The sequence below is a fragment of the uncultured Pontibacter sp. genome (genome assembly GCF_947492645.1).
Lineage (GTDB): Bacteria > Bacteroidota > Bacteroidia > Cytophagales > Hymenobacteraceae > Pontibacter.
In genome coordinates this window covers 573,121-591,990 of sequence record NZ_CANLMZ010000006.1, presented here as the reverse complement: position 1 = coordinate 591,990, position 18,870 = coordinate 573,121, and the positions used below count along the sequence as shown (strand labels likewise).

At 43.8% G+C, this 18,870-nt stretch carries 16 protein-coding genes; 13 read left to right on the top strand and 3 right to left on the bottom strand.

Annotated features, from left to right (window positions below):
- The first annotated feature begins 7 nt into the window (after positions 1-7).
- The 3 genes from Q1A23_RS09165 to trmB are packed head-to-tail and all read left to right on the top strand — an operon-like array spanning position 8 to position 2,877.
- Positions 8-916 carry a hypothetical protein gene (locus Q1A23_RS09165; protein ID WP_299822221.1) on the top strand — a complete coding sequence of 303 codons (909 nt, stop codon included), beginning with the start codon at positions 8-10 and terminating at the stop codon, positions 914-916.
- 5 nt (positions 917-921) lie between these two features.
- Positions 922-2,214 carry a folylpolyglutamate synthase/dihydrofolate synthase family protein gene (locus tag Q1A23_RS09160; RefSeq protein WP_299822219.1) on the top strand — a complete coding sequence of 431 codons (1,293 nt, stop codon included), beginning with the start codon at positions 922-924 and terminating at the stop codon, positions 2,212-2,214.
- A gap of 6 nt (positions 2,215-2,220) precedes the next feature.
- Positions 2,221-2,877 (top strand): tRNA (guanosine(46)-N7)-methyltransferase TrmB, encoded by a 657-nt coding sequence (gene trmB / locus Q1A23_RS09155; RefSeq protein ID WP_299822217.1) that lies wholly within the window; start codon positions 2,221-2,223, stop codon positions 2,875-2,877.
- A gap of 147 nt (positions 2,878-3,024) precedes the next feature.
- Here the strand turns inward: trmB and Q1A23_RS09150 are convergent, their stop codons facing one another.
- Positions 3,025-3,648 (bottom strand): hypothetical protein, encoded by a 624-nt coding sequence (locus Q1A23_RS09150; RefSeq protein WP_299822215.1) that lies wholly within the window; start codon positions 3,646-3,648, stop codon positions 3,025-3,027.
- Between the two features lie 238 nt (positions 3,649-3,886).
- Between Q1A23_RS09150 and mnmA the strand changes: the two genes are divergently transcribed.
- The 5 genes from mnmA to Q1A23_RS09125 are packed head-to-tail and all read left to right on the top strand — an operon-like array spanning position 3,887 to position 10,584.
- A complete protein-coding gene (gene mnmA / locus Q1A23_RS09145) occupies positions 3,887-5,032 on the top strand; it encodes a tRNA 2-thiouridine(34) synthase MnmA (protein WP_299822213.1) in 1,146 nt (381 codons plus the stop codon).
- A 6-nt stretch (positions 5,033-5,038) separates the two neighbouring features.
- Positions 5,039-5,770, top strand: a complete 732-nt coding sequence (locus tag Q1A23_RS09140) for a hypothetical protein (RefSeq protein WP_299822211.1) — start codon at positions 5,039-5,041, stop codon at positions 5,768-5,770.
- Between the two features lie 2 nt (positions 5,771-5,772).
- Positions 5,773-7,431, top strand: coding sequence for a S8 family serine peptidase (locus tag Q1A23_RS09135; protein WP_299822209.1), 1,659 nt, complete (start codon positions 5,773-5,775; stop codon positions 7,429-7,431).
- 48 nt (positions 7,432-7,479) lie between these two features.
- Entirely contained in the window at positions 7,480-8,136 is a 657-nt protein-coding gene (gene rpe, locus Q1A23_RS09130; protein WP_299822207.1) for a ribulose-phosphate 3-epimerase, read from the top strand.
- Between the two features lie 12 nt (positions 8,137-8,148).
- A complete protein-coding gene (locus tag Q1A23_RS09125) occupies positions 8,149-10,584 on the top strand; it encodes a carboxypeptidase-like regulatory domain-containing protein (RefSeq protein WP_299822205.1) in 2,436 nt (811 codons plus the stop codon).
- A gap of 138 nt (positions 10,585-10,722) precedes the next feature.
- Here Q1A23_RS09125 and Q1A23_RS09120 read toward each other — a convergent pair whose 3' ends face one another.
- Positions 10,723-11,586 (bottom strand): DUF2911 domain-containing protein, encoded by an 864-nt coding sequence (locus Q1A23_RS09120; protein WP_299822203.1) that lies wholly within the window; start codon positions 11,584-11,586, stop codon positions 10,723-10,725.
- 379 nt (positions 11,587-11,965) lie between these two features.
- Between Q1A23_RS09120 and hisG the strand changes: the two genes are divergently transcribed.
- From hisG to hisB, 4 genes are all read left to right on the top strand, one after another.
- Positions 11,966-12,817 (top strand): ATP phosphoribosyltransferase, encoded by an 852-nt coding sequence (gene hisG, locus Q1A23_RS09115; protein ID WP_299822201.1) that lies wholly within the window; start codon positions 11,966-11,968, stop codon positions 12,815-12,817.
- Complete coding sequence (gene hisD / locus Q1A23_RS09110) at positions 12,814-14,106, top strand: histidinol dehydrogenase (RefSeq protein ID WP_299822199.1); 1,293 nt, start codon at positions 12,814-12,816, stop codon at positions 14,104-14,106. Before hisG ends, hisD begins: the two co-directional genes overlap by 4 nt.
- Positions 14,099-15,145 carry a histidinol-phosphate transaminase gene (gene hisC / locus Q1A23_RS09105; RefSeq protein ID WP_299822197.1) on the top strand — a complete coding sequence of 349 codons (1,047 nt, stop codon included), beginning with the start codon at positions 14,099-14,101 and terminating at the stop codon, positions 15,143-15,145. Before hisD ends, hisC begins: the two co-directional genes overlap by 8 nt.
- Positions 15,146-15,229: 84 nt before the next feature.
- A complete protein-coding gene (hisB, locus tag Q1A23_RS09100; protein ID WP_299822195.1) occupies positions 15,230-16,324 on the top strand; it encodes a bifunctional histidinol-phosphatase/imidazoleglycerol-phosphate dehydratase HisB in 1,095 nt (364 codons plus the stop codon).
- Positions 16,325-16,400: 76 nt separating this feature from the next.
- Here the strand turns inward: hisB and Q1A23_RS09095 are convergent, their stop codons facing one another.
- Entirely contained in the window at positions 16,401-16,802 is a 402-nt protein-coding gene (locus tag Q1A23_RS09095) for a hypothetical protein (RefSeq protein WP_299822193.1), read from the bottom strand.
- A 654-nt stretch (positions 16,803-17,456) separates the two neighbouring features.
- On the opposite strand from Q1A23_RS09095, the gene Q1A23_RS09090 reads away from it, so the two are divergent.
- A complete protein-coding gene (locus tag Q1A23_RS09090) occupies positions 17,457-18,869 on the top strand; it encodes an anthranilate synthase component I family protein (protein ID WP_299822191.1) in 1,413 nt (470 codons plus the stop codon).
- Position 18,870 lies beyond the last annotated feature (1 nt).

The window sequence follows — 18,870 nt, the reverse complement described above, 5'->3', positions numbered from 1 at the left end:
TAAAACTATGGCATTTGCCCAAACACAAGAGGAAGAAAAAAATAAGCGCATTGCAGCCGGTGTCAGCATTGGGGTGCATGTGCTTATCTTGCTTTTCCTGATATACATGTTGGCATGGAGAGCACCTGATCCTCCGGCACCAGAACTAGGAATTGAATTGAATTTTGGCTTAGATGCTGTTGGTAGTGGCGATGTACAGACACAGGCAACTCCAAACGAATCGAAGAATACGGAAGACAGCAAGCCCGCGCCAACGCAGCCAGATCCGCTTCCTGAGCCTGAACCAACGCCTACACCTTCGCCACCTGTTAAGTCGGTAGAGGCGCCTAAAGTTACGACTACTACTGCCGATGCACCTGTTGCAGTTAAAGAAGTAGTTAAGCCACAGCCTAAGCCACAACCTGTAAAAGAAGAGGTTAAGAAGCCAGTAGAACAGCCGCCTAAAGAGGAGGTAGTAAAGAAAGAACCAGAAAAACCTAAGTCTCTTTACCCTGGCAACCCTAGCAATAACACGGGTACAGGTAAGAGCGGAACATCTAATACAGCTACCGGCAACAATAACGGCGATGATGCGAATACTGTAGGCGATAAAGGAGACCCTAGAGGTATAATGCGCTCAAAAAATTACGAAGGAAACTCAGGAGGTGGAAGTGATGGTTTAGATATGCCTGGCTGGAGATTTGATATAAAACCACAAAAAGATCCTTACGAAAATGAGTCAGGTATTGTAAGATTTAGAATTAAAGTCGATTCAGAAGGGAATTTGATTAGTGCTGAAGTTATTGAGTCTACAGTAACCCCGCAAGTTGTAAATTGGTATAAGAATCAACTTTTTACTAAAGCATCCCTTACTCGCACAGGCACAGGTTCAGCTGGGGCTACGGGAGTTGTAACGTTTAAAATAAGTACACGATAGTTTTAATGACGTATCAAGATTGTCTTGATTATTTATACCAGCAATTGCCGATGTACCAACGCATCGGCAATGCTGCTTTTAAGAAGAGCCTGGACAATATTATCGCGCTTTGTGAGGCACTAGGGCAGCCGCAGCATCAGTTCAAAACCATCCATGTGGCAGGGACAAATGGCAAGGGCAGCAGTTCGCACATGCTGGCGGCCGTGCTACAGCAGTCCGGGTACAAAACAGGACTTTATACTTCGCCACACCTAAAGTCTTTTACAGAGCGTGTAAAGATCAATGGCCAGGAGTTGCCGCAAGGTTACCTTATCGACTTCGTTGAACAAAACAAGAACTTATTTGAAAGTATAAAGCCTTCGTTTTTTGAAATGACGGTGGCCTTAGCATTTAAGTACTTCGCAGATGAACAGGTAGATATTGCAGTAATAGAGGTCGGGTTGGGCGGCAGGCTTGACTCCACCAATATCATTACTCCGGAAGTCTCTCTTATAACTAATATTGGCTATGACCACCAGGCATTGCTCGGCGACACGATCGCTGCCATTGCCGCTGAGAAAGCCGGTATTATAAAGCCGAAAGTGCCTGCAGTAATAAGTACCAAACAACCAGAGGCAGAAGAGGTATTCATAGGCAAAGCCAAAGAAGAAGCGGCCCCCCTATACTTTGCTACGGATACGTTTAAAGTTGAATTAACAGAAGGCAACCTGAACCGCCAGGTATTCCAGGTATACAGCAACAATAATTTATACTTATCTAACCTCGAAATAGACCTTACAGGTATTTACCAGAAGTATAATTTGCCTGGGGTGCTTAAAACTTTGGCCTTACTTCAGGAGAAAGGGTATGCTGTTACAGAAGAAACGTTGCGTTCGGGACTAGCGCATGCCAAAGAATTAACCGGATTGAAGGGGCGCTGGCAAAAGCTTAATGATACACCTTTAACTCTCTGCGACACAGGCCATAATGAAGATGGAATTAAACAAATAGTTGCACAACTGGCAGCCCTACAGCCTAAGCATGTGCACATGGTGTTTGGTGCTGTCAACGACAAAGATATTACCAAGGTATTACAGCTTTTGCCTCAAAACTATACTTATTACTTCTGTCAGGCAGCTATACCGAGGGCCTTACCAGTAGAGGACCTTGCAGCAAAGGCACAAAGTATAGGATTACATGGTAACGTTTACACCACCGTAGCGGATGCCATAAAAGCTGCAAAAGCAAATGCTGCTACAGATGAGGTTATATTTATTGGAGGTAGTACCTTTGTAGTCGCAGAGATTGAAGAATTATAAACTTAGATGGGAAGATCAAAATTAGAAAAGTTTAGTGTGATTGCAGCGCGCGAAAACGTAGTGCAGGCAGGCGACGAACTTTATGGCCAATTGGCAGGCAAATGGAATGCGCAATTCTTCGAAAACGATAACCCGATCGTACTGGAGGTAGGTTGCGGGCGCGGTGAGTATACTGTAGGTATGGCTCGCCTGCACCCTGAAAAGAACTTTATCGGCACAGATATAAAGGGCGCCAGAATCTGGAAAGGCAGCTCTATGGCAATAGAGGAGGAGTTAGATAACGTTGCCTTTCTGAGGATTTTTATTGAGCAATTAGAAGAGCACTTTGGTCAGCATGAAGTCGATGAGATATGGATCACTTTTCCGGACCCGCGTCCTAAAGATCGTGACATAAAGCGCCGCTTAACATCACCAAGGTTCTTGGACATGTATAGCCGTATTGTTAAGCCAGGCGGTACTATCCACTTAAAAACGGATAATGAAGGGTTGTATGCCTATACGCTGGAAGTGTTACAGGAAAGAAAAGCAGACAACCTGATTTATACTTCAGACCTTTACAATTCTGATTTGCAGGAGCACACCATGGGGATTTATACCACCTACGAAAAGCGCTACCTTGCCGAAAACATACCAATTAAATACTTGCAGTTTAAAGTAAACTAATCCTATAAAAAGAAGTGGAGTAGATGGTGTTTACAGCATCATTATACTTTAGCCAAAAGGTGCGCTAGTAACAGAAGGGCCTGCTGAAGCATTATTCAGCAGGCCCTTCTGTTATTTTATTAGTGTTGAGCTCTTATAGAGCAAAGCTTAATTTTCCTCTATTTCTTCGAAAATATCCTGTAACTCGTCGAAATCTTTTAAACCTGGCTTTATTTCGTGGCCACCCTGCAATCCAATCCCTTTGGGCTTCACAAGCTTTAAGGTTGCATTTATGTTGTCCTTATCTAACCCGAAGCCAATGTATACATTAAACTGTTTGGCAATCTCTTTCAGGAACTTTGTATTGGTCTCATCAACAGATTTAAAATCATCTGAGTAGATGATAAAAGAGTCAACAACAGAACTGTAAAGCTCCATCATCTCCAGTAATTCGCTGTCAACTGTATCTTTATTGATAAAAACTTTCTGAATAACGGGCCGGTCGATTTCCTCAATCTCATCAATCAGGTAAGGTGTGTTTAGCTGAATGTAGTCCAGGTTAAATTCATTCGCCAGGTCATTGATGATGTCAGGTTTAGCACGCTCGAATTCACCTGCCAGTTTTACTCCCGAAACCCATCCGCTTATTTCTTTCAGCGTATCAGGCTGTACACGCTGTGGGTCATCCAGCATTAGGTTAAAACCTATAATATCAACGCCCATGCCTGCGCAATATCGCGCATCGCTTAAATTATTTATTCTATTAACTATAACTGAGGTACGTAGGGCCATTGCACTATTTTTAAGATCTGTTAATCAATTTATCTGCGTTTTGATATTTCAAAGTAAGTCCCAAAACCAAAACAAAGCTACCTTTTTTGCATATTTTTTATACTTGTTGAAACGTAAAGTCGGGGCGTTTCTTATTTGTAGCTACAATATTTGGGCTCCTGAATCTTTATTACTCTGTTGTTGTTGCTATATTTGTGAAAATTTAATAAAAAATTCGCATTTTAGATTACCTATATAGATGAGTACAAAAGGAAGGGTGTTGGTAGCCATGAGCGGAGGTATTGATAGCTCAGTGGCAGCAGTAATGTTACACGAGCAGGGATACGAGGTAATTGGCATGACCATGAAAACCTGGGATTATGCCTCTAGTGGCAGCAGCAAAAAAGAAACCGGTTGCTGCAGCCTGGACTCTATAAATGATGCCCGTAATATTGCCGTTAGCCTTGGTTTTCCGCATTATATTATTGATATCCGGGAGGAGTTTGGCGATTATGTAATTAATCACTTTACAGACGAGTACCTGGCCGGCCGCACGCCAAACCCGTGTGTGCTATGTAATACGCACATTAAATGGGACGCCTTGTTAAGACGTGCCGACCAGTTAGGCTGCGAATTTATCGCGACTGGGCACTATGCCAACATTCGTGAAGAGAATGGCCGTTATGTTATCTCTAAAGGTCTGGACGAAAATAAAGATCAATCATATGCCTTGTGGGGTATTTCGCAACAAAGCCTGAGCCGAACAATATTCCCGTTAGGCAAGCTGCATAAAACTGAAATACGCCAGATGGCTCTTGACCGTGGCTTTACTGAATTGGTGAATAAGCCGGAGTCTTATGAGATCTGCTTTATTCCGGATAATGATTACCGTGGCTTTTTAAAGCGCCGCGTAGATGGCCTGGAAGAAAAAGTAGCTGGAGGTGAGTTTGTGTTAGAAGACGGTACCGTAGTAGGCACGCACGAAGGCTATCCATTTTATACTATCGGGCAGCGTAAAGGATTGGGCGTAGCCCTGGGTTTCCCGGCGTATGTTACCAGCATCGACAAAGATAACAACAGGGTAGTGCTTGGCAATTATGAAGAGTTAGCCAAAAACGCCATGACGGTTGGAAAGCTTACCATGGGTAAGTATGAAAACCTGATAGACAGGCCATTGGCAACTATTACCAAAGTACGTTACAATGACGGTGGTACAGAAGCTATAGTTGAGCAGGAAGGAGACAAGATGAAGGTGCATTTCCTGAAAGGTGTACATGCGATTGCCCCAGGCCAGGCTGCTGTTTTTTACGAAGGCGATGACGTTGTTGGAGGAGGCTGGATAGAGACAAACTATAACGCTGAACAAGACATTAACTTCGAGTTTAAGCTAAATGTTATTCAATAACTAAAGATGAGAAAAGCGCTGTTATACTGCTTGTTACTATTGGCAGGAGGCCTTACCGCTTGCGAGACCACTTACGTAGAGCAAGACCGCGCCGCTCTGGGGCTTGATTACTTTCCTATTGAAATAGGTGATTACAAGATATATAAGGTTATTGACATCAAGTATCAGTTTGACATACCGGCTAAAGACAGTTTTGAGATGAGAGAACTGGTGGATACCAGTTTTTATGACCAGGCTAATACGCTTCAATACAAGATCATACGTTCTATAAAGCGCTACGGCCAAAGCGAATGGGTAGATGACTCAGTAATGGTGGTAGCTAAAAATGACCAGAATGTAATCCTTACAAAAGACAATACAAAATATGTAAAGCTTGTTTTCCCGGTACAGGATAATAAAGTCTGGTTAGGTGATGCTTTTAACGACCGCGTAGTTAACCCTCTGGAAACTGGCCCTTACGACCGTAAAGAACCTTATACGTATCAGCATGTAGGCGCTCCGTTTAAGTATGGCGATATTACCTATACTAATACAGCAACTGTAGTGCACGGCAGGCCTAAGAATACACCTTTGCAGTTAGATGACCGTAAGGAGGTTTATGCAAAGGGCATTGGCCGCGTTTACAGGCTTTTCAACCGGGTGGTATACTGCAACGACAGTTCTTGCCCACAAGGTGTAGGTTTTAAACAAAACGGCCATGAGCGCCACGAAATCCTTATAACTCACGGTAGCAGATAAAAATGCGTCAGTTATTGCTCTACATATCTATTCTGGTGCTTTCTATAACTTATGGAGCACAGGCACAGGATGCTGAAATAGAGCAAAAAAGACTGCTATACTTTACCGATAAAGCTGACTCGCCATACTCTTTGCAACAACCGCAGGAGTTCCTGTCGGCTAAGGCTGTTGAGCGCAGGCAGAGGCAAAATATAGCATTGGCACAAAGAGACCTGCCAGTTAACCCGTCTTATGTGGATGGGGTGAAAAACAAGGGCGTGAAAGTATGGTATACCTCCAGGTGGTTTAATGCCGCTGTAGTACAATGCTCTGATGCGAAACTGGCAGAATTAGAGGCGCTGCCTTATATAAAGGCTAGCAGGACTTTGAATCGCATGGCCGGCGGCAAATCAACCACCCCTAATCCTAAAACTAATCTAGCATCCCAAAGTATCAGCCAGATTCAAGTTACTGCCTTAGAGGCAGAAGATTATGGGCGTTCTTTCCACCAAACCAATATGCTTGGAGCCGTTGAACTGCATAACAATGGTTTTAGGGGGGCAGGTATGACCATTGCCATTTTTGATGCCGGCTTTCCTGCTGTAAACACAATCAATGCTTTTTCACACCTCTTTCAGGATGATAAAATAAAAGGCACTTTTGACTTTGTATTGAGGCAAGAGAACGTTTTCGGTGAAAGCACCCATGGCACGGCGGTGCTGTCTACGATGGGTGCCTATGAGCCTGGCAAGTATATAGGCACAGCCTACGAAGCAAACTACCTTTTGCTTAGAACAGAAGATGCCGCAACAGAACATAACATCGAAGAGATAAACTGGCTGATTGCTGCAGAGTATGCCGATAGCGCCGGTGCTGATGTAATTAACTCTTCTCTAGGGTATAATTTGTTTGATGCACCATCCAGAAGCTATACTTACAGCGAAATGGACGGTAACACAACATTAGTGGCAAAGGCCGCTGACATTGCGGCGGCAGTAGGTATTTTAGTTGTTACCAGCGCCGGCAATGATGGAAATAACGCATGGCGTTATATTGCCTCTCCAGCCGATGCTGATTCTGTGCTGGCAGTAGGTGCCGTGGATTCATTAGGAACAAAGGCCTTGTTTAGTTCTTTTGGCCCAACTGCAGATGGGCAGGTAAAACCAGATGTGGTGGCGCTTGGGCAGCGGGCTTACGTGCTATCTACTTCAGGAAATGTGGCCAGAGCAAATGGCACTTCTTTTTCGGGGCCGATTATAGCCGGGTTTGTAACAAGTTTGTGGCAGGCCAACAGAAACAAAACTAATTACGATATGATCAGGCTTATGCGCCAGATCGGTAGCCAGGCAGGTATGCCCGACAATAACATTGGTTACGGTATACCACATTATAGCCGTACACTTACTTCTATACCCAAATTATCGGCTAAGAATTCGGTATTAATTACCAACCCTGTAGCCACAGAGCCTATAATACTTGTGTTAGGCCAGGACTGGCATAAGCAACCGCTAGATGTTCAGATAATGGATGCAACAGGCAAAGTAATATACAAGCAGCGTATAACGAACCCAGCGCAGGAGCAGCGCCTTAATCTACAGCCGCAGTTGCTCAGTAGTGGGTTATACTTGTGTAGGATTGGGGCCGGAAACGCTGCCGCAACTGTACGATTTGTAAAGCTTTAAGCCAAATTTCATACTTTACCTTTAACCAAAAAAGTTACCTTTGCAGGTATGAGACCAATTATTGCCCCATCTGTACTTGCTTCCGACTTTGCTAACCTGCAGTCGGAGGTGGAAATGCTAAACAAAAGCCAGGCCGACTGGCTGCACATCGATATCATGGATGGCCGCTTTGTGCCAAATATTTCTTTTGGCTTTCCAGTAATGGAAGCTATCAAGAAGTATGCGCAAAAGCCAATGGATGTGCATCTGATGATCGTGGAGCCAGAGCTATACATTGAGCGCTTCCGTGAGGCGGGTGCAGAAACTATCACCGTACACATAGAGGCATGTAACCACCTGCACCGCACTATTCAGCAGATAAAGGCTACAGGTGCAAAGGCAGGAGTGGCTGTAAACCCGCATACTTCAGTTCAGTTGCTGGACGATGTAATAGAAGATCTGGATCTTGTTTGCCTGATGTCGGTTAACCCGGGTTTTGGCGGCCAAAAATTTATACAGAATACCTATCGTAAAATAGAAGCGCTCAAAAATCTGATCATCAGCCGCAATTCGAACGCTTTAATTGAGATTGACGGCGGAGTTAACGAAAATAATGCACCGCAACTGCTTCAGAAAGGGGCAGATGTGCTCGTAGCAGGCAGCTTTGTTTTCTCATCCGCTGATCCTATCCAAACAATTGCCAACCTGAAGAAATCTTCTATTTAATACATACTTCTGATGCTGAAATACCTGTCGGTATGGTTCTTAATGCTTTTGCCGTTAGGTGTTTCAGCGCAGCAGGCTACTGTTGCAGGTAAAGTTTCTACTACTCTCGGCGAGCCTCTGGAATTAGCCACCGTAAGTATAAAAGGCACTACCACCGCCACCCAAACCAATTCGCAAGGCAGTTACAAAATAACAGTTCCGGCAAACCAGGACTTTATACTTGTTGTGCGCTTTATTGGCTATAAAACGCTTGAGCGTACACTCACCCTAACTGCTAATCAAACTTTAGCTTTAGATGTACAAATAGAGCCAGACCCGCAGCAGTTAGGTATGGTTAATGTACGTGGCAAAAATGCTAGCGACACACGTGATCAGGTAAGCGTAACGAAATTAGATCCGCGCCTTACCCGTAATCTGCCATCTGCCTACGGTGATTTTAATAAGATTTTGGTAACGCTTCCCGGCGTGAGCAGCAACAACGAGTTGTCCAGTACCTATTCTGTGAGAGGTGGTAATTACGATGAGAACCTGGTATATGTAAACAACATCGAGATTTACAGGCCATTCCTGGTTTCAGCGGCGCAGCAGGAGGGGCTCAGTTTTGTAAACCCGGACCTTGTACAGGATATAGAATTCTCTTCTGGTGGCTGGCAGCCCAAGTATGGCGATAAACTTTCGTCAGTTCTAAGTATAAAGTATAAAACACCGGAAAAATTTGCAGCCTCAGTAACGGGTAGTCTAACTGGCGGTTCATTGCACCTGGAGTCTGCCTCAAAAAACAAGAAAATTTCCTACCTACTGGGTGTACGCCACAAAAACGGGCAATACATGCTGCAAGGCCTTCAAACTGAAGGAGATTACCGTCCTAATTTTTCTGATGCGCAAGCTTATATAACATTTGACTTGAGCAAAAGTGGTCGCCAGGCGGGTACAACCACTCTTAATTTATTAGCCGGTTACGCCCGGAACAATTTCCTGGTGATACCAGAAAACCGCGTAACTACTTTTGGAACCAGGCAAACGCCTTTGCGGCTTTATGTTGCTTTTGATGGGCAGGAGCTGATGGAGTATCGTACGTTTCAGTCGGGGCTTAACCTGAACCATCGCTTTACCGATAACTTCACAAGTGAAATTATACTTTCAGGGGTACATTCCAGGGAGCGTGAGTTTAGGGATCTGGAGGCAGGCTACAGGTTAAGCGAGGTAAGCGTCAATTCAAATAACCTGGGCGAAGACGAACGAACCCGCGGTGTTGGCAGTCAGTTTGATCATTCCCGAAATACACTTTTAGCCCGTTTTGGTACGGCAGAATCCCGCAATGCATGGCAGGTTAGCCAGCGTAGCAATGTGCAGTTTGGGTTAAAGGCGCGACTTGAGCGCATCTCCGACGAATTAGCAGAATACGGCTTTGTAGATTCTGCTGATTATGTAACGCAAACATATCATTTAGAATCCGATGTAAACCTGAACAGCCTGCGCTACAATGGCTATGTGCAGCATACTTATGATCTGGATTCCCTGAAAACAATAACCTATGGTATCAGGGCCAGTTACTGGGATTTTAACAAAGAGTTTACCATCACACCGCGTTTACAATATTCATTTATAACCAGGCGCAACCCGGATTTATCCTTCAAAGCAGCAGTAGGTTTATACTATCAGCCCCCATTTTACAGGGAATTGCGTGATTTTTCTGGAAACCTAAACAGCGAATTGGAAGCACAGCGGTCTGTTCATGCCATTGTTGGATCTGATTACTTATTTAAAGCATGGGGCCGCGATTTTAAGTTTACCGCTGAGGCGTATTACAAGCACATGACCAACGTGATACCCTATGATATAGACAATGTACGTTTACGCTATTATGCTAAAAATAATGCTAAAGCCTATGCTGCGGGGCTTGATATGCGAATAAACGGTGAGTTTATTGAAGGGGCGGAGTCTTGGTTGAGTTTTGGCTTAATGCAGACAAAGGAAAATGTCGCCGGCGACTCAACCTTTACGTATTCACAGACGGGAGAAATATCAGGTAAACAGGAAATAGGTTATCTACGCAGGCCTACCGACCAATTAATGAATATCGGGGTTTTCTTCCAGGATCACTTACCAGACAACCCGACCATCAGAATGTACTTAAACATGGTGTATGGCTCAGGTTTACCGTTCGGGCCACCCAGGCAACCCGAATTCAGAAACTCGTTTAACGGCAAATCTTACAAACGCATTGATGTTGGCTTCTCGAAAGTGATTGTTCTGGAGAGTGAGCTAGTAGAGCGTAAAAAAGTATCTCTACAAAGCCTTTGGGTAGGGCTGGAGGTACTCAACCTGATTGATGCAAACAACCGAGTGTCTTATACTTATGTGCAGGATGTTAATGGCCTTACGTATGCTGTACCGAACTTTCTTACCGGCAGGCGTTTAAACCTTCGCTTTGTAGCTACTTTCTAGGTTTTTTATAAATAAGATTTCTACTAGAACACCTAAGATGTGCTTATACTTACCTAAAACAGCTCAAATGCTATAAGATATTAACCTTAAGTATAACCTTAGATAAAGAAGCGCTCTCTAGTTATACTTCCTGCTTATTTAGCGCCCTTTCTTCCATACTTTGTAAGCCGATTCTATCTCTCTGGCATACGTTTTATAACTTTCGGGCTCGGAGCTTCCCAATTGCATCGCTTTAGAAGTTAGATTAGCGGCCATCTCATACTCTTTATTCTGTGCATACAGCCTGGCTTTAATCCAATTATTAAAGAAGTTCTCCTTTATAGCTATCGATTTGTTTATCCACTCCAAAGCCTTTTGATGGTGCTCTTTGCGGGGCAGCATGTATTCTGCACTCTGTGCCCAAATGTACCAATCATCAGGTTCGGCTTTAGCCAAAGCTGCATTAATATTAGCTAGGGCCTTTTTCTCAACCTCTGTTTCAATATTAAGAGTAACTGTTATGTTTTCCCAACGCAGGTTTAACTTACCGGTATTAGGGCCAATATCGGAGAACTGAAACTGCAACGTTTCCTGAAAGCCGGATGCTACAGGTTTTACTTCAAGGTAAGCTACATCCTCCAACTCATTGTAGCCCTCCAAGCCCCAAAGCGTTGTATCCCTATTCAATACTACATTCCAGACTGAATCGCTTTTTGGCAGCAAGAAAAAAGAGTAGGTACCTGCCGGTACGCGTTCATTGTTCAAGAAAAGTTCGTCTGAGAAAGTAATTAAGGTAGCTTCGTTTGCGCCGGCGCGCCAAAGTGTACCATACGGAACCAGCGATCCAAAAATCTTACGCCCCTTTACGCTAGGTGCATGGTACTTTATCTTGATATCCGTCAGCCCGATTGTCTGCTTAACAAAGGCCTCTGGGCTGGCCTGTGGTAATTTTAACTGTGCCTTGGCCGTAAAAGTAGCGAAGGCTGAAAACACAATTATAAGAAGTATAAGGTGGCGATGCATACAAATTTAGTTTAAGCTCATTCTGACAAAATATCCTGAAAAAACTATGCCAGAGAAAGCAGATAGGTGCTTATCTATACAAAAATAAGAACTATTTAAGTCAGGATTCAAGAAAACTTTTCATTCAAAATATAGTTTAAAAGAAAAACCTGCTACCTTTGCTTCCATACATGAACATCACAAAGAGCCATATTATCCTTTCTACCTGTGCAGCTCCCGCTGTTACTGGCTCTACTGTGCATTTCCATCACATCCATCATTCCTCGTAAGAGGAATAAAATAAACATATGGCCCCCGTAGGGTTTCGGTACCCTGTTCTACTTTGCTATTCAGCAAAGTGCTTAAATCATTTGTTTACTTACACCAAAAATCTATACATATGCTTCGTATTGCCATACAAAAGTCAGGCAGACTTAGTGAAGAATCTCTCAAGCTGATAAAGGAATGTGGTATTTCCTTTATTAACAGCAGCCTAAAGCTAAAAACTGAATCAACTAATTTTCCGCTTGAAATTTTATACCTGCGCGATGATGACATACCAGGCTATGTAGCTGATGGTGTTGCCGACATAGGTATTGTAGGCGAAAACGTGTTAGTAGAAGAAGGAATGCAACAACTTGCTGTAGAGCAGTTAGGGTTCTCTAAATGCCGTTTATCCCTGGCTGTTCCCAAAGCCGATAGTTACACAAACCTTTCTGACCTGGAGGGTAAAAACATTGCCACCTCATACCCAAAACTGCTGCAAGCATACCTGGATGAAAACGGCGTGCAAGCGCACATTCACACCATCAGCGGCTCCGTGGAAATTGCCCCAAGCATTGGTCTTGCTGATGCGATCTGCGATATTGTAAGCTCAGGAAGTACACTTATAAGCAATGGTTTAAAAGAAGTAGAGCGCGTATTTAAATCTCAGGCGGTACTTATAGCCAACCAAAGCCTTTCAGAAGAAAAGCACGCCATACTGGATAAGCTCTTGTTTAGAATCCATGCGGTACAGCGTGCCCAGCGGGCTAAATATATTCTACTGAATGCGCCAAACGATAAAGTAGACACCATCATCAAATTGTTGCCTGGCATTAAATCTCCAACTATACTGCCTTTAGCTGAAGAAGGCTGGAGCTCGCTGCACTCTGTTGTAAACGAGGATGATTTCTGGGAAATCATCGAAAAGCTGAAAGATGCCGGTGCTGAAGGTATATTGGTGGTGCCTATAGAAAAAATGATCAAATGATACGCAAAATTGTAAAACCAGCCCAAGACAGTTGGGCAGATTTGGCAAAGCGCCCTGTAAAAGACCTAGAAGAACTGGAGCCTGGCATAAAGCAAACCTTTAAACTGGTGCAGAAACTCGGGGATGAGGCACTTTTGCAACTAGCCGAAAAGTTTGATGGCGTAAGGCCTGCGCAACTGCTAGTCGACTCCTCTGAACTAGTTGCTGCTGAAGATCAGCTTTCTAAAGATCTGAAAGAGGCCATACAACAAGCTTATCAAAACATAAAGGGGTTTCATGCGCAGCAAGCCGAGGCCTCAAGGCCCGTAGAAACGATGCCTGGCGTGGTGTGTTGGCGTAAAAGCGTAGCCATTCAGAACGTTGGATTATACATTCCGGGTGGAACGGCTCCGTTATTCTCTACCTTGTTAATGTTAGGTGTGCCTGCTAAGCTTGCCGGCTGCCAGAATATCGTGCTTTGCTCGCCTCCCGCTAAAGATGGCAGTATACACCCAGCTATACTTTACACTGCGAACCTTTTAGGAATTTCTAAAATCGTAAAAGCAGGTGGTGCACAGGCAGTAGCTGCCATGGCTTTTGGTACTGAAAGTGTACCTGCGGTAAGTAAGATATTTGGGCCCGGAAACCAGTATGTAACAGTAGCAAAGCAGCTTGTAAGCAGGCTGGGCGTTGCCATTGATATGCCAGCGGGTCCTTCTGAGGTGCTTATAATGGCTGATGAGAAGGCAAATCCGGCTTTTGTTGCTGCCGATCTACTTTCTCAGGCAGAACATGGCACAGACTCGCAGGTTGTGCTTCTGACCACCTCTGAGCGTTTACTGGATGCTGTAGGTGAAGAGCTAAGTAAACAACTGGAGCAACTGCCACGTGCAGCCTTTGCATCGCAGGCACTACAGAAGAGTATGGCCATTGTGTTAGACGATGCGGAGCAGATGCTGGCATTCTCTAATTTATATGCACCAGAGCACCTGATACTTGCCATGGAAGCTTATGAAAGTATAGCAGAGGGCGTTATTAATGCAGGATCTGTTTTCCTGGGCAACTATACCCCTGAGTCTGCCGGCGATTATGCCTCCGGCACAAATCATACTTTGCCAACCAATGGCTACGCCAGATCTTACAGCGGAGTATCACTAGATAGTTTTGTAAAGAAAATTACGTTCCAACACATTAGCCCATCAGGTTTACAGCAAATAGGTAAAACTGTAGAGGTGATGGCAGCTGCAGAAGGCCTGGATGCACACAAAAACGCAGTTTCAATCAGACTTAAGCAAATCCGAAATGTTTAATTTAGAAAGTTTAGTACGACCGAATGTACTGCGGATGAAACCTTACGCATCGGCAAGAGATGAATTTAAGGGTGCTGCAAGCGTGTTTCTGGACGCAAATGAAAATAATTTAGGAAGCTTGGCCGGAGAGGATTACAACCGCTATCCCGATCCGCACCAACTGAACCTAAAAGCCACAATTGCAGAAATAAAAGGCGTAAGGCCAAACCAGATATTTTTAGGCAATGGCAGCGATGAAGCAATCGATTTGCTTTTGCGTGCTTTCTGCAACCCTGGTACCGATGCGCTACTATGCCTGCCGCCAACTTACGGCATGTACGAAGTATCGGCCAACCTGAATGATGTACGTATTGACTCGGTTCAGCTAACAGCAGACTTCCAGATTCCGGTAAAGGATGTTATGCAAAGTATAAAACCAGAGACAAAGCTACTTTTTATTTGCTCACCGAATAACCCAACCGGTAATAGCCTCGATCAAGAGAGCATCGAAATGCTGCTTCGGCAGTTCAATGGCATTGTTATCATAGATGAGGCTTATATAGACTTTGCACATTCTCTTAGCTGGACTACGCGTTTAGATGAATTCCCCAACCTGGTAGTGCTGCAAACCTTCTCTAAGGCATGGGGCATGGCTGGTCTACGTTTAGGTATGGCTTTCGGCTCTGAAGCACTTATCGCTGTATTGGATAAAATAAAGCCTCCTTACAACATCAACGCTGCTACACAAGAACTAGTGATACAGGCTTTAGACAAAACGGAGGTGCTGAAAGACATGGTAGAGGAGATCGTACAGGAGCGCGAATTGCTGATGCAGGCGCTGCCACAATTGTCGGCTGTTGAACTTGTGTATCCATCTGACGCCAATTTTATACTTGTTAAAGTAAAGGATGCAAACAGGCTATATAATTATTTGTTAGATAAAGGTATAGTTGTCAGAAACAGATCAGCCTTGAAAGGTTGTGAGGGTTGCTTGCGCATATCTGTGGGCACATTAGAAGAGAACCAGGAATTATTAAACGCAATTGCAGCATTCAACTAAAACATGAGCACATTCCCGCTAAAATTGGCCTTTTTAATTATTAAATAGTCAGGTGGCGGGTAATTTAAGTTACATACTTCAAATATGAAAAAAGCATTATTCATAGATCGTGACGGAACCATACTAGTAGAGCCAAAAACAGACTACCAGGTAGATTCCTTTGACAAGTTTGAGTTCTTACCCAAAGTTATCCGAAATCTATATAAAATATTTACAGAGTTAGATTACGAATTTGTAATGGTGACAAACCAGGATGGGTTGGGCACAGACGCTTACCCGGAAGAAACGTTCTGGCCTTATCAAAACAAAATGCTGCACATCCTTAAAGGCGAAGGAATAGAATTTTCGGACATACTGATTGACCGCAGTTTTGAGCACGAGGGGCTGGAAACGCGTAAGCCAGGCATCGGCATGATGAAAAAGTATCTGTCTGGTACCTATGATCTGGAGAACTCTTTTGTGATTGGCGATAGACTAACAGACGTGACATTGGCAAAAAACCTTGGGGCAAAAGCGATCCTTCTGGCTGATGAACAAAATACGGAGGCTGCGCTTACCACAAATGATTGGGATGAGATTTATACTTTTCTGAGGCTGCCACAGCGTACGGCCACCATTCAGCGTAAAACTTCTGAAACCGACATTATGGTGTCTTTAAACCTGGATGGGAACGGGAAGATGGACATTGATACCGGTTTAGGCTTTTTTGACCACATGCTGGAGCAGTTGGCGAAGCACGGGAAACTGGATGTAAGTATAAAAGTTAAGGGCGATCTGCATATTGATGAGCATCATACTATAGAAGATACCGGCTTGGCACTTGGCGAGGCATTTTTACAGGCACTTGGCGATAAAAAAGGTATCAGCCGCTATGGTTTCCTGTTGCCTATGGACGATGTGCTGGCGCAGGCAGCTATTGATTTTGGAGGCAGGCCCTGGATCGTGTGGGACGCGACATTCAAAAGAGAGAAGATAGGGGACATGCCAACCGAAATGTTCTTTCACTTTTTCAAATCTTTTAGTGATGCCTCTAAGTGCAACCTGAACATAAAGGCCGAGGGAGACAATGAACATCATAAAATTGAAGCCATTTACAAAGCCTTTGCACGCGCTATCAGAAAGGCTGTAGAACGAAACCCAAATGATGCTTCTATACCAAGCACCAAAGGCATTTTATAAATATTACAGTAGCCATAAAAGCAGGAAAGGGAGCCATACTTTGGCTCCCTTTCCTGCTTTTATGGCTTTTTGCACGCTATATTTTAGATCGTAACCAGTCTTTTGCCAGATCAATATCATCAAACACCTGGATGTAATCAGGTCTTTCAGCTAATTTAAGTGTTTTATCTGCAGAAAGCCGGCTAAGTATGCTCGGAGAGTATACCCAAACAAACCATTTTAAGCCAGCTTCACGAAGTGCCGGAAACCAGAACTCGGCCACCCATTTAGCAGCAGCTGACCATTGGCCCTCCACTTGCGAGTTATCATTAAGAATACGATAGCACGCATGTGTCTTCATCACCTCCAACATTTTCTGGCAGCCGTTAACTACCGTATCGTAGTTTTGATAACCACGCCAGTTCACATATATCCAATCGCCAATAGAGTTGTATTCTATGGCTAAATGATCATCGCGATAAAGAAGCTCGTTTCTCATCAATTACTAATTTTATTTACTATGCTTGATGCGAATAGGGGGCACAAAGCTACAACCCATGTGCTCTTAAATGCAACTTTATTTATGAATTTATAACAAAAGGGGTCACAAAAATTGTACTGTCCTGCAAAGGAATTAATATTTAATATATGTAATATGAAATTTTAAGATTTATCAGTTTGTGGCTTCATACGAAGCATTATAGTATAATGAGCTTTGTTTTAAGTTAAATTAAGATGGCGCGATTTGACGGTTAATCTCAGAATATTACCTCCTAGCATGTAACGATGATTTAAGGCTGTATTATACAAAATTTACAATAATTAATTTTGCGGGTTAGGGGCTTGTGTTTAAAAGCAGCGAAGTTCCTATAGAAGCCGCTTCATGTTATGGCAGCATAAAAAAACATTAAAAATTTGCATTTCCAATTTCAGCCACTACATTTGCAACAGGAGAAAGTATAAACTCCGTCAAAAACAGAACAATGATTCAGAATCTTCATATGGCATGGTGGTGGCACGTTACTAAAAGTATCGTGAACAGCCATTGTATGCCTTGTATGAAGTAACGTATATAGCATTAACCCAAAGGTATAAAAGGCCTGCTGTTCACATGAATAGCAGGCCTCTTTGTTTTACATCACCTCAAAGCAAGATGAGCAAGTATAAATTAAGAACAACCTACAAGCAACTTCTGGCTGATACCCTAACCCCGGTTAGTGTATACCTTAAGTTACGCGATAAATTTCCAAACAGCATTCTGCTCGAAAGCTCCGACTACCACGGTGCCGAGAACAGCTTCTCCTACATTTGCTGCAAGCCGATAGCAAGCATAAAAGCACAGAATGAGGAACTGACAGAATCTTTTCCGGATGGCAGCGTACGCACTACCCAAATCAATAAAGAAACAGATGTACCCAATCGGCTAAGCCAATTTTCTAACAGCTTTGAGGTAGCAGAACAAAAGCAGTTCAACTTTATCCATAACGGCTTGTTTGGTTACATGAGCTACGATGCAGTACGCTATTATGAGGATATAGACCTGGCCATAAGAGAGGGCGGTGCGGATATTCCAGATTTATACTACGCTGTTTATGGTCATATCATTGCCATCAACCACTTCACAAACCAGGCTTACATTTTTTCCCATACCTATAACCAAGGCAACGACGATGGCATACTGCAGCTAGAGGCACTACTAAATAGCCGCAACATACCAAGTTATACTTTTAAACCTGTTGGCGAGGAGGAGCACAATATATCAGGCCAGGAATTTCTGGAGAACATCGAAAAGGCCAAGCAGCATTGCTACCGCGGTGATGTTTTCCAGTTAGTGCTTTCGCGCCGCTTTACACAAGGTTTCCAGGGAGATGAGTTTAATGTATACCGAGCCCTTCGTTCCATCAATCCGTCGCCATACTTGTTTTACTTCGACTACGGAAGTTTCAGAATATTTGGCTCATCGCCGGAGGCACAATTGGTTATAAAGGACAAGAAAGCCAGTATTTTCCCGATTGCCGGCACTTTTAGAAGAACAGGAGATGACGCAGCCGATGCTGCCCTCGCTGAAAAGCTTTTAGCTGACCCGAAGGAAAACGCAGAACATGTTATGCTGGTAGACCTAGCCCGTAATGATTTGAGCCGTAACGGCCATAGCGTTGAGGTAGAAACATTTCGCGAAATTCAGTTTTACTCGCACGTAATTCACCTGGTGTCTAAAGTATCGGGTACGTTGCATAGCCAGGAGGACGCGCTGCAGATGGTTGCCAGCACTTTTCCTGCCGGTACGCTCTCTGGGGCACCCAAATACAAAGCCATGCAGCTGATCGACAAGTATGAAACAACCAATCGGTCTTTTTACGGAGGCTGCATCGGCTTCCTTGATTTCAATGGCAATTTTAACAGCGCCATCATGATCCGCTCTTTCCTCAGCAAAGACTATAACTTATACTTTCAGGCAGGTGCAGGCATTGTGGCAGCCTCTATCCCCGAAAACGAACTGCAGGAAGTAGACAACAAATTAATGGCACTACGCCGTGCTCTGGACCTGGCTCAAAACATTAACTGAT

Coding starts and splice junctions, on each gene's coding strand:
- Q1A23_RS09090 (WP_299822191.1), top strand. CDS start 17,457: ATGAGCAAGTATAAATTAAGAACAACCTACAAGCAACTTCTGGCTGAT.
- Q1A23_RS09160 (WP_299822219.1), top strand. CDS start 922: ATGACGTATCAAGATTGTCTTGATTATTTATACCAGCAATTGCCGATG.
- hisG (WP_299822201.1), top strand. CDS start 11,966: ATGCTTCGTATTGCCATACAAAAGTCAGGCAGACTTAGTGAAGAATCT.
- Q1A23_RS09135 (WP_299822209.1), top strand. CDS start 5,773: ATGCGTCAGTTATTGCTCTACATATCTATTCTGGTGCTTTCTATAACT.
- rpe (WP_299822207.1), top strand. CDS start 7,480: ATGAGACCAATTATTGCCCCATCTGTACTTGCTTCCGACTTTGCTAAC.
- Q1A23_RS09165 (WP_299822221.1), top strand. CDS start 8: ATGGCATTTGCCCAAACACAAGAGGAAGAAAAAAATAAGCGCATTGCA.
- trmB (WP_299822217.1), top strand. CDS start 2,221: ATGGGAAGATCAAAATTAGAAAAGTTTAGTGTGATTGCAGCGCGCGAA.
- Q1A23_RS09095 (WP_299822193.1), bottom strand. CDS start 16,802: ATGAGAAACGAGCTTCTTTATCGCGATGATCATTTAGCCATAGAATAC.
- hisB (WP_299822195.1), top strand. CDS start 15,230: ATGAAAAAAGCATTATTCATAGATCGTGACGGAACCATACTAGTAGAG.
- Q1A23_RS09120 (WP_299822203.1), bottom strand. CDS start 11,586: ATGCATCGCCACCTTATACTTCTTATAATTGTGTTTTCAGCCTTCGCT.
- mnmA (WP_299822213.1), top strand. CDS start 3,887: ATGAGTACAAAAGGAAGGGTGTTGGTAGCCATGAGCGGAGGTATTGAT.
- hisC (WP_299822197.1), top strand. CDS start 14,099: ATGTTTAATTTAGAAAGTTTAGTACGACCGAATGTACTGCGGATGAAA.
- Q1A23_RS09140 (WP_299822211.1), top strand. CDS start 5,039: ATGAGAAAAGCGCTGTTATACTGCTTGTTACTATTGGCAGGAGGCCTT.
- Q1A23_RS09150 (WP_299822215.1), bottom strand. CDS start 3,648: ATGGCCCTACGTACCTCAGTTATAGTTAATAGAATAAATAATTTAAGC.
- Q1A23_RS09125 (WP_299822205.1), top strand. CDS start 8,149: ATGCTGAAATACCTGTCGGTATGGTTCTTAATGCTTTTGCCGTTAGGT.
- hisD (WP_299822199.1), top strand. CDS start 12,814: ATGATACGCAAAATTGTAAAACCAGCCCAAGACAGTTGGGCAGATTTG.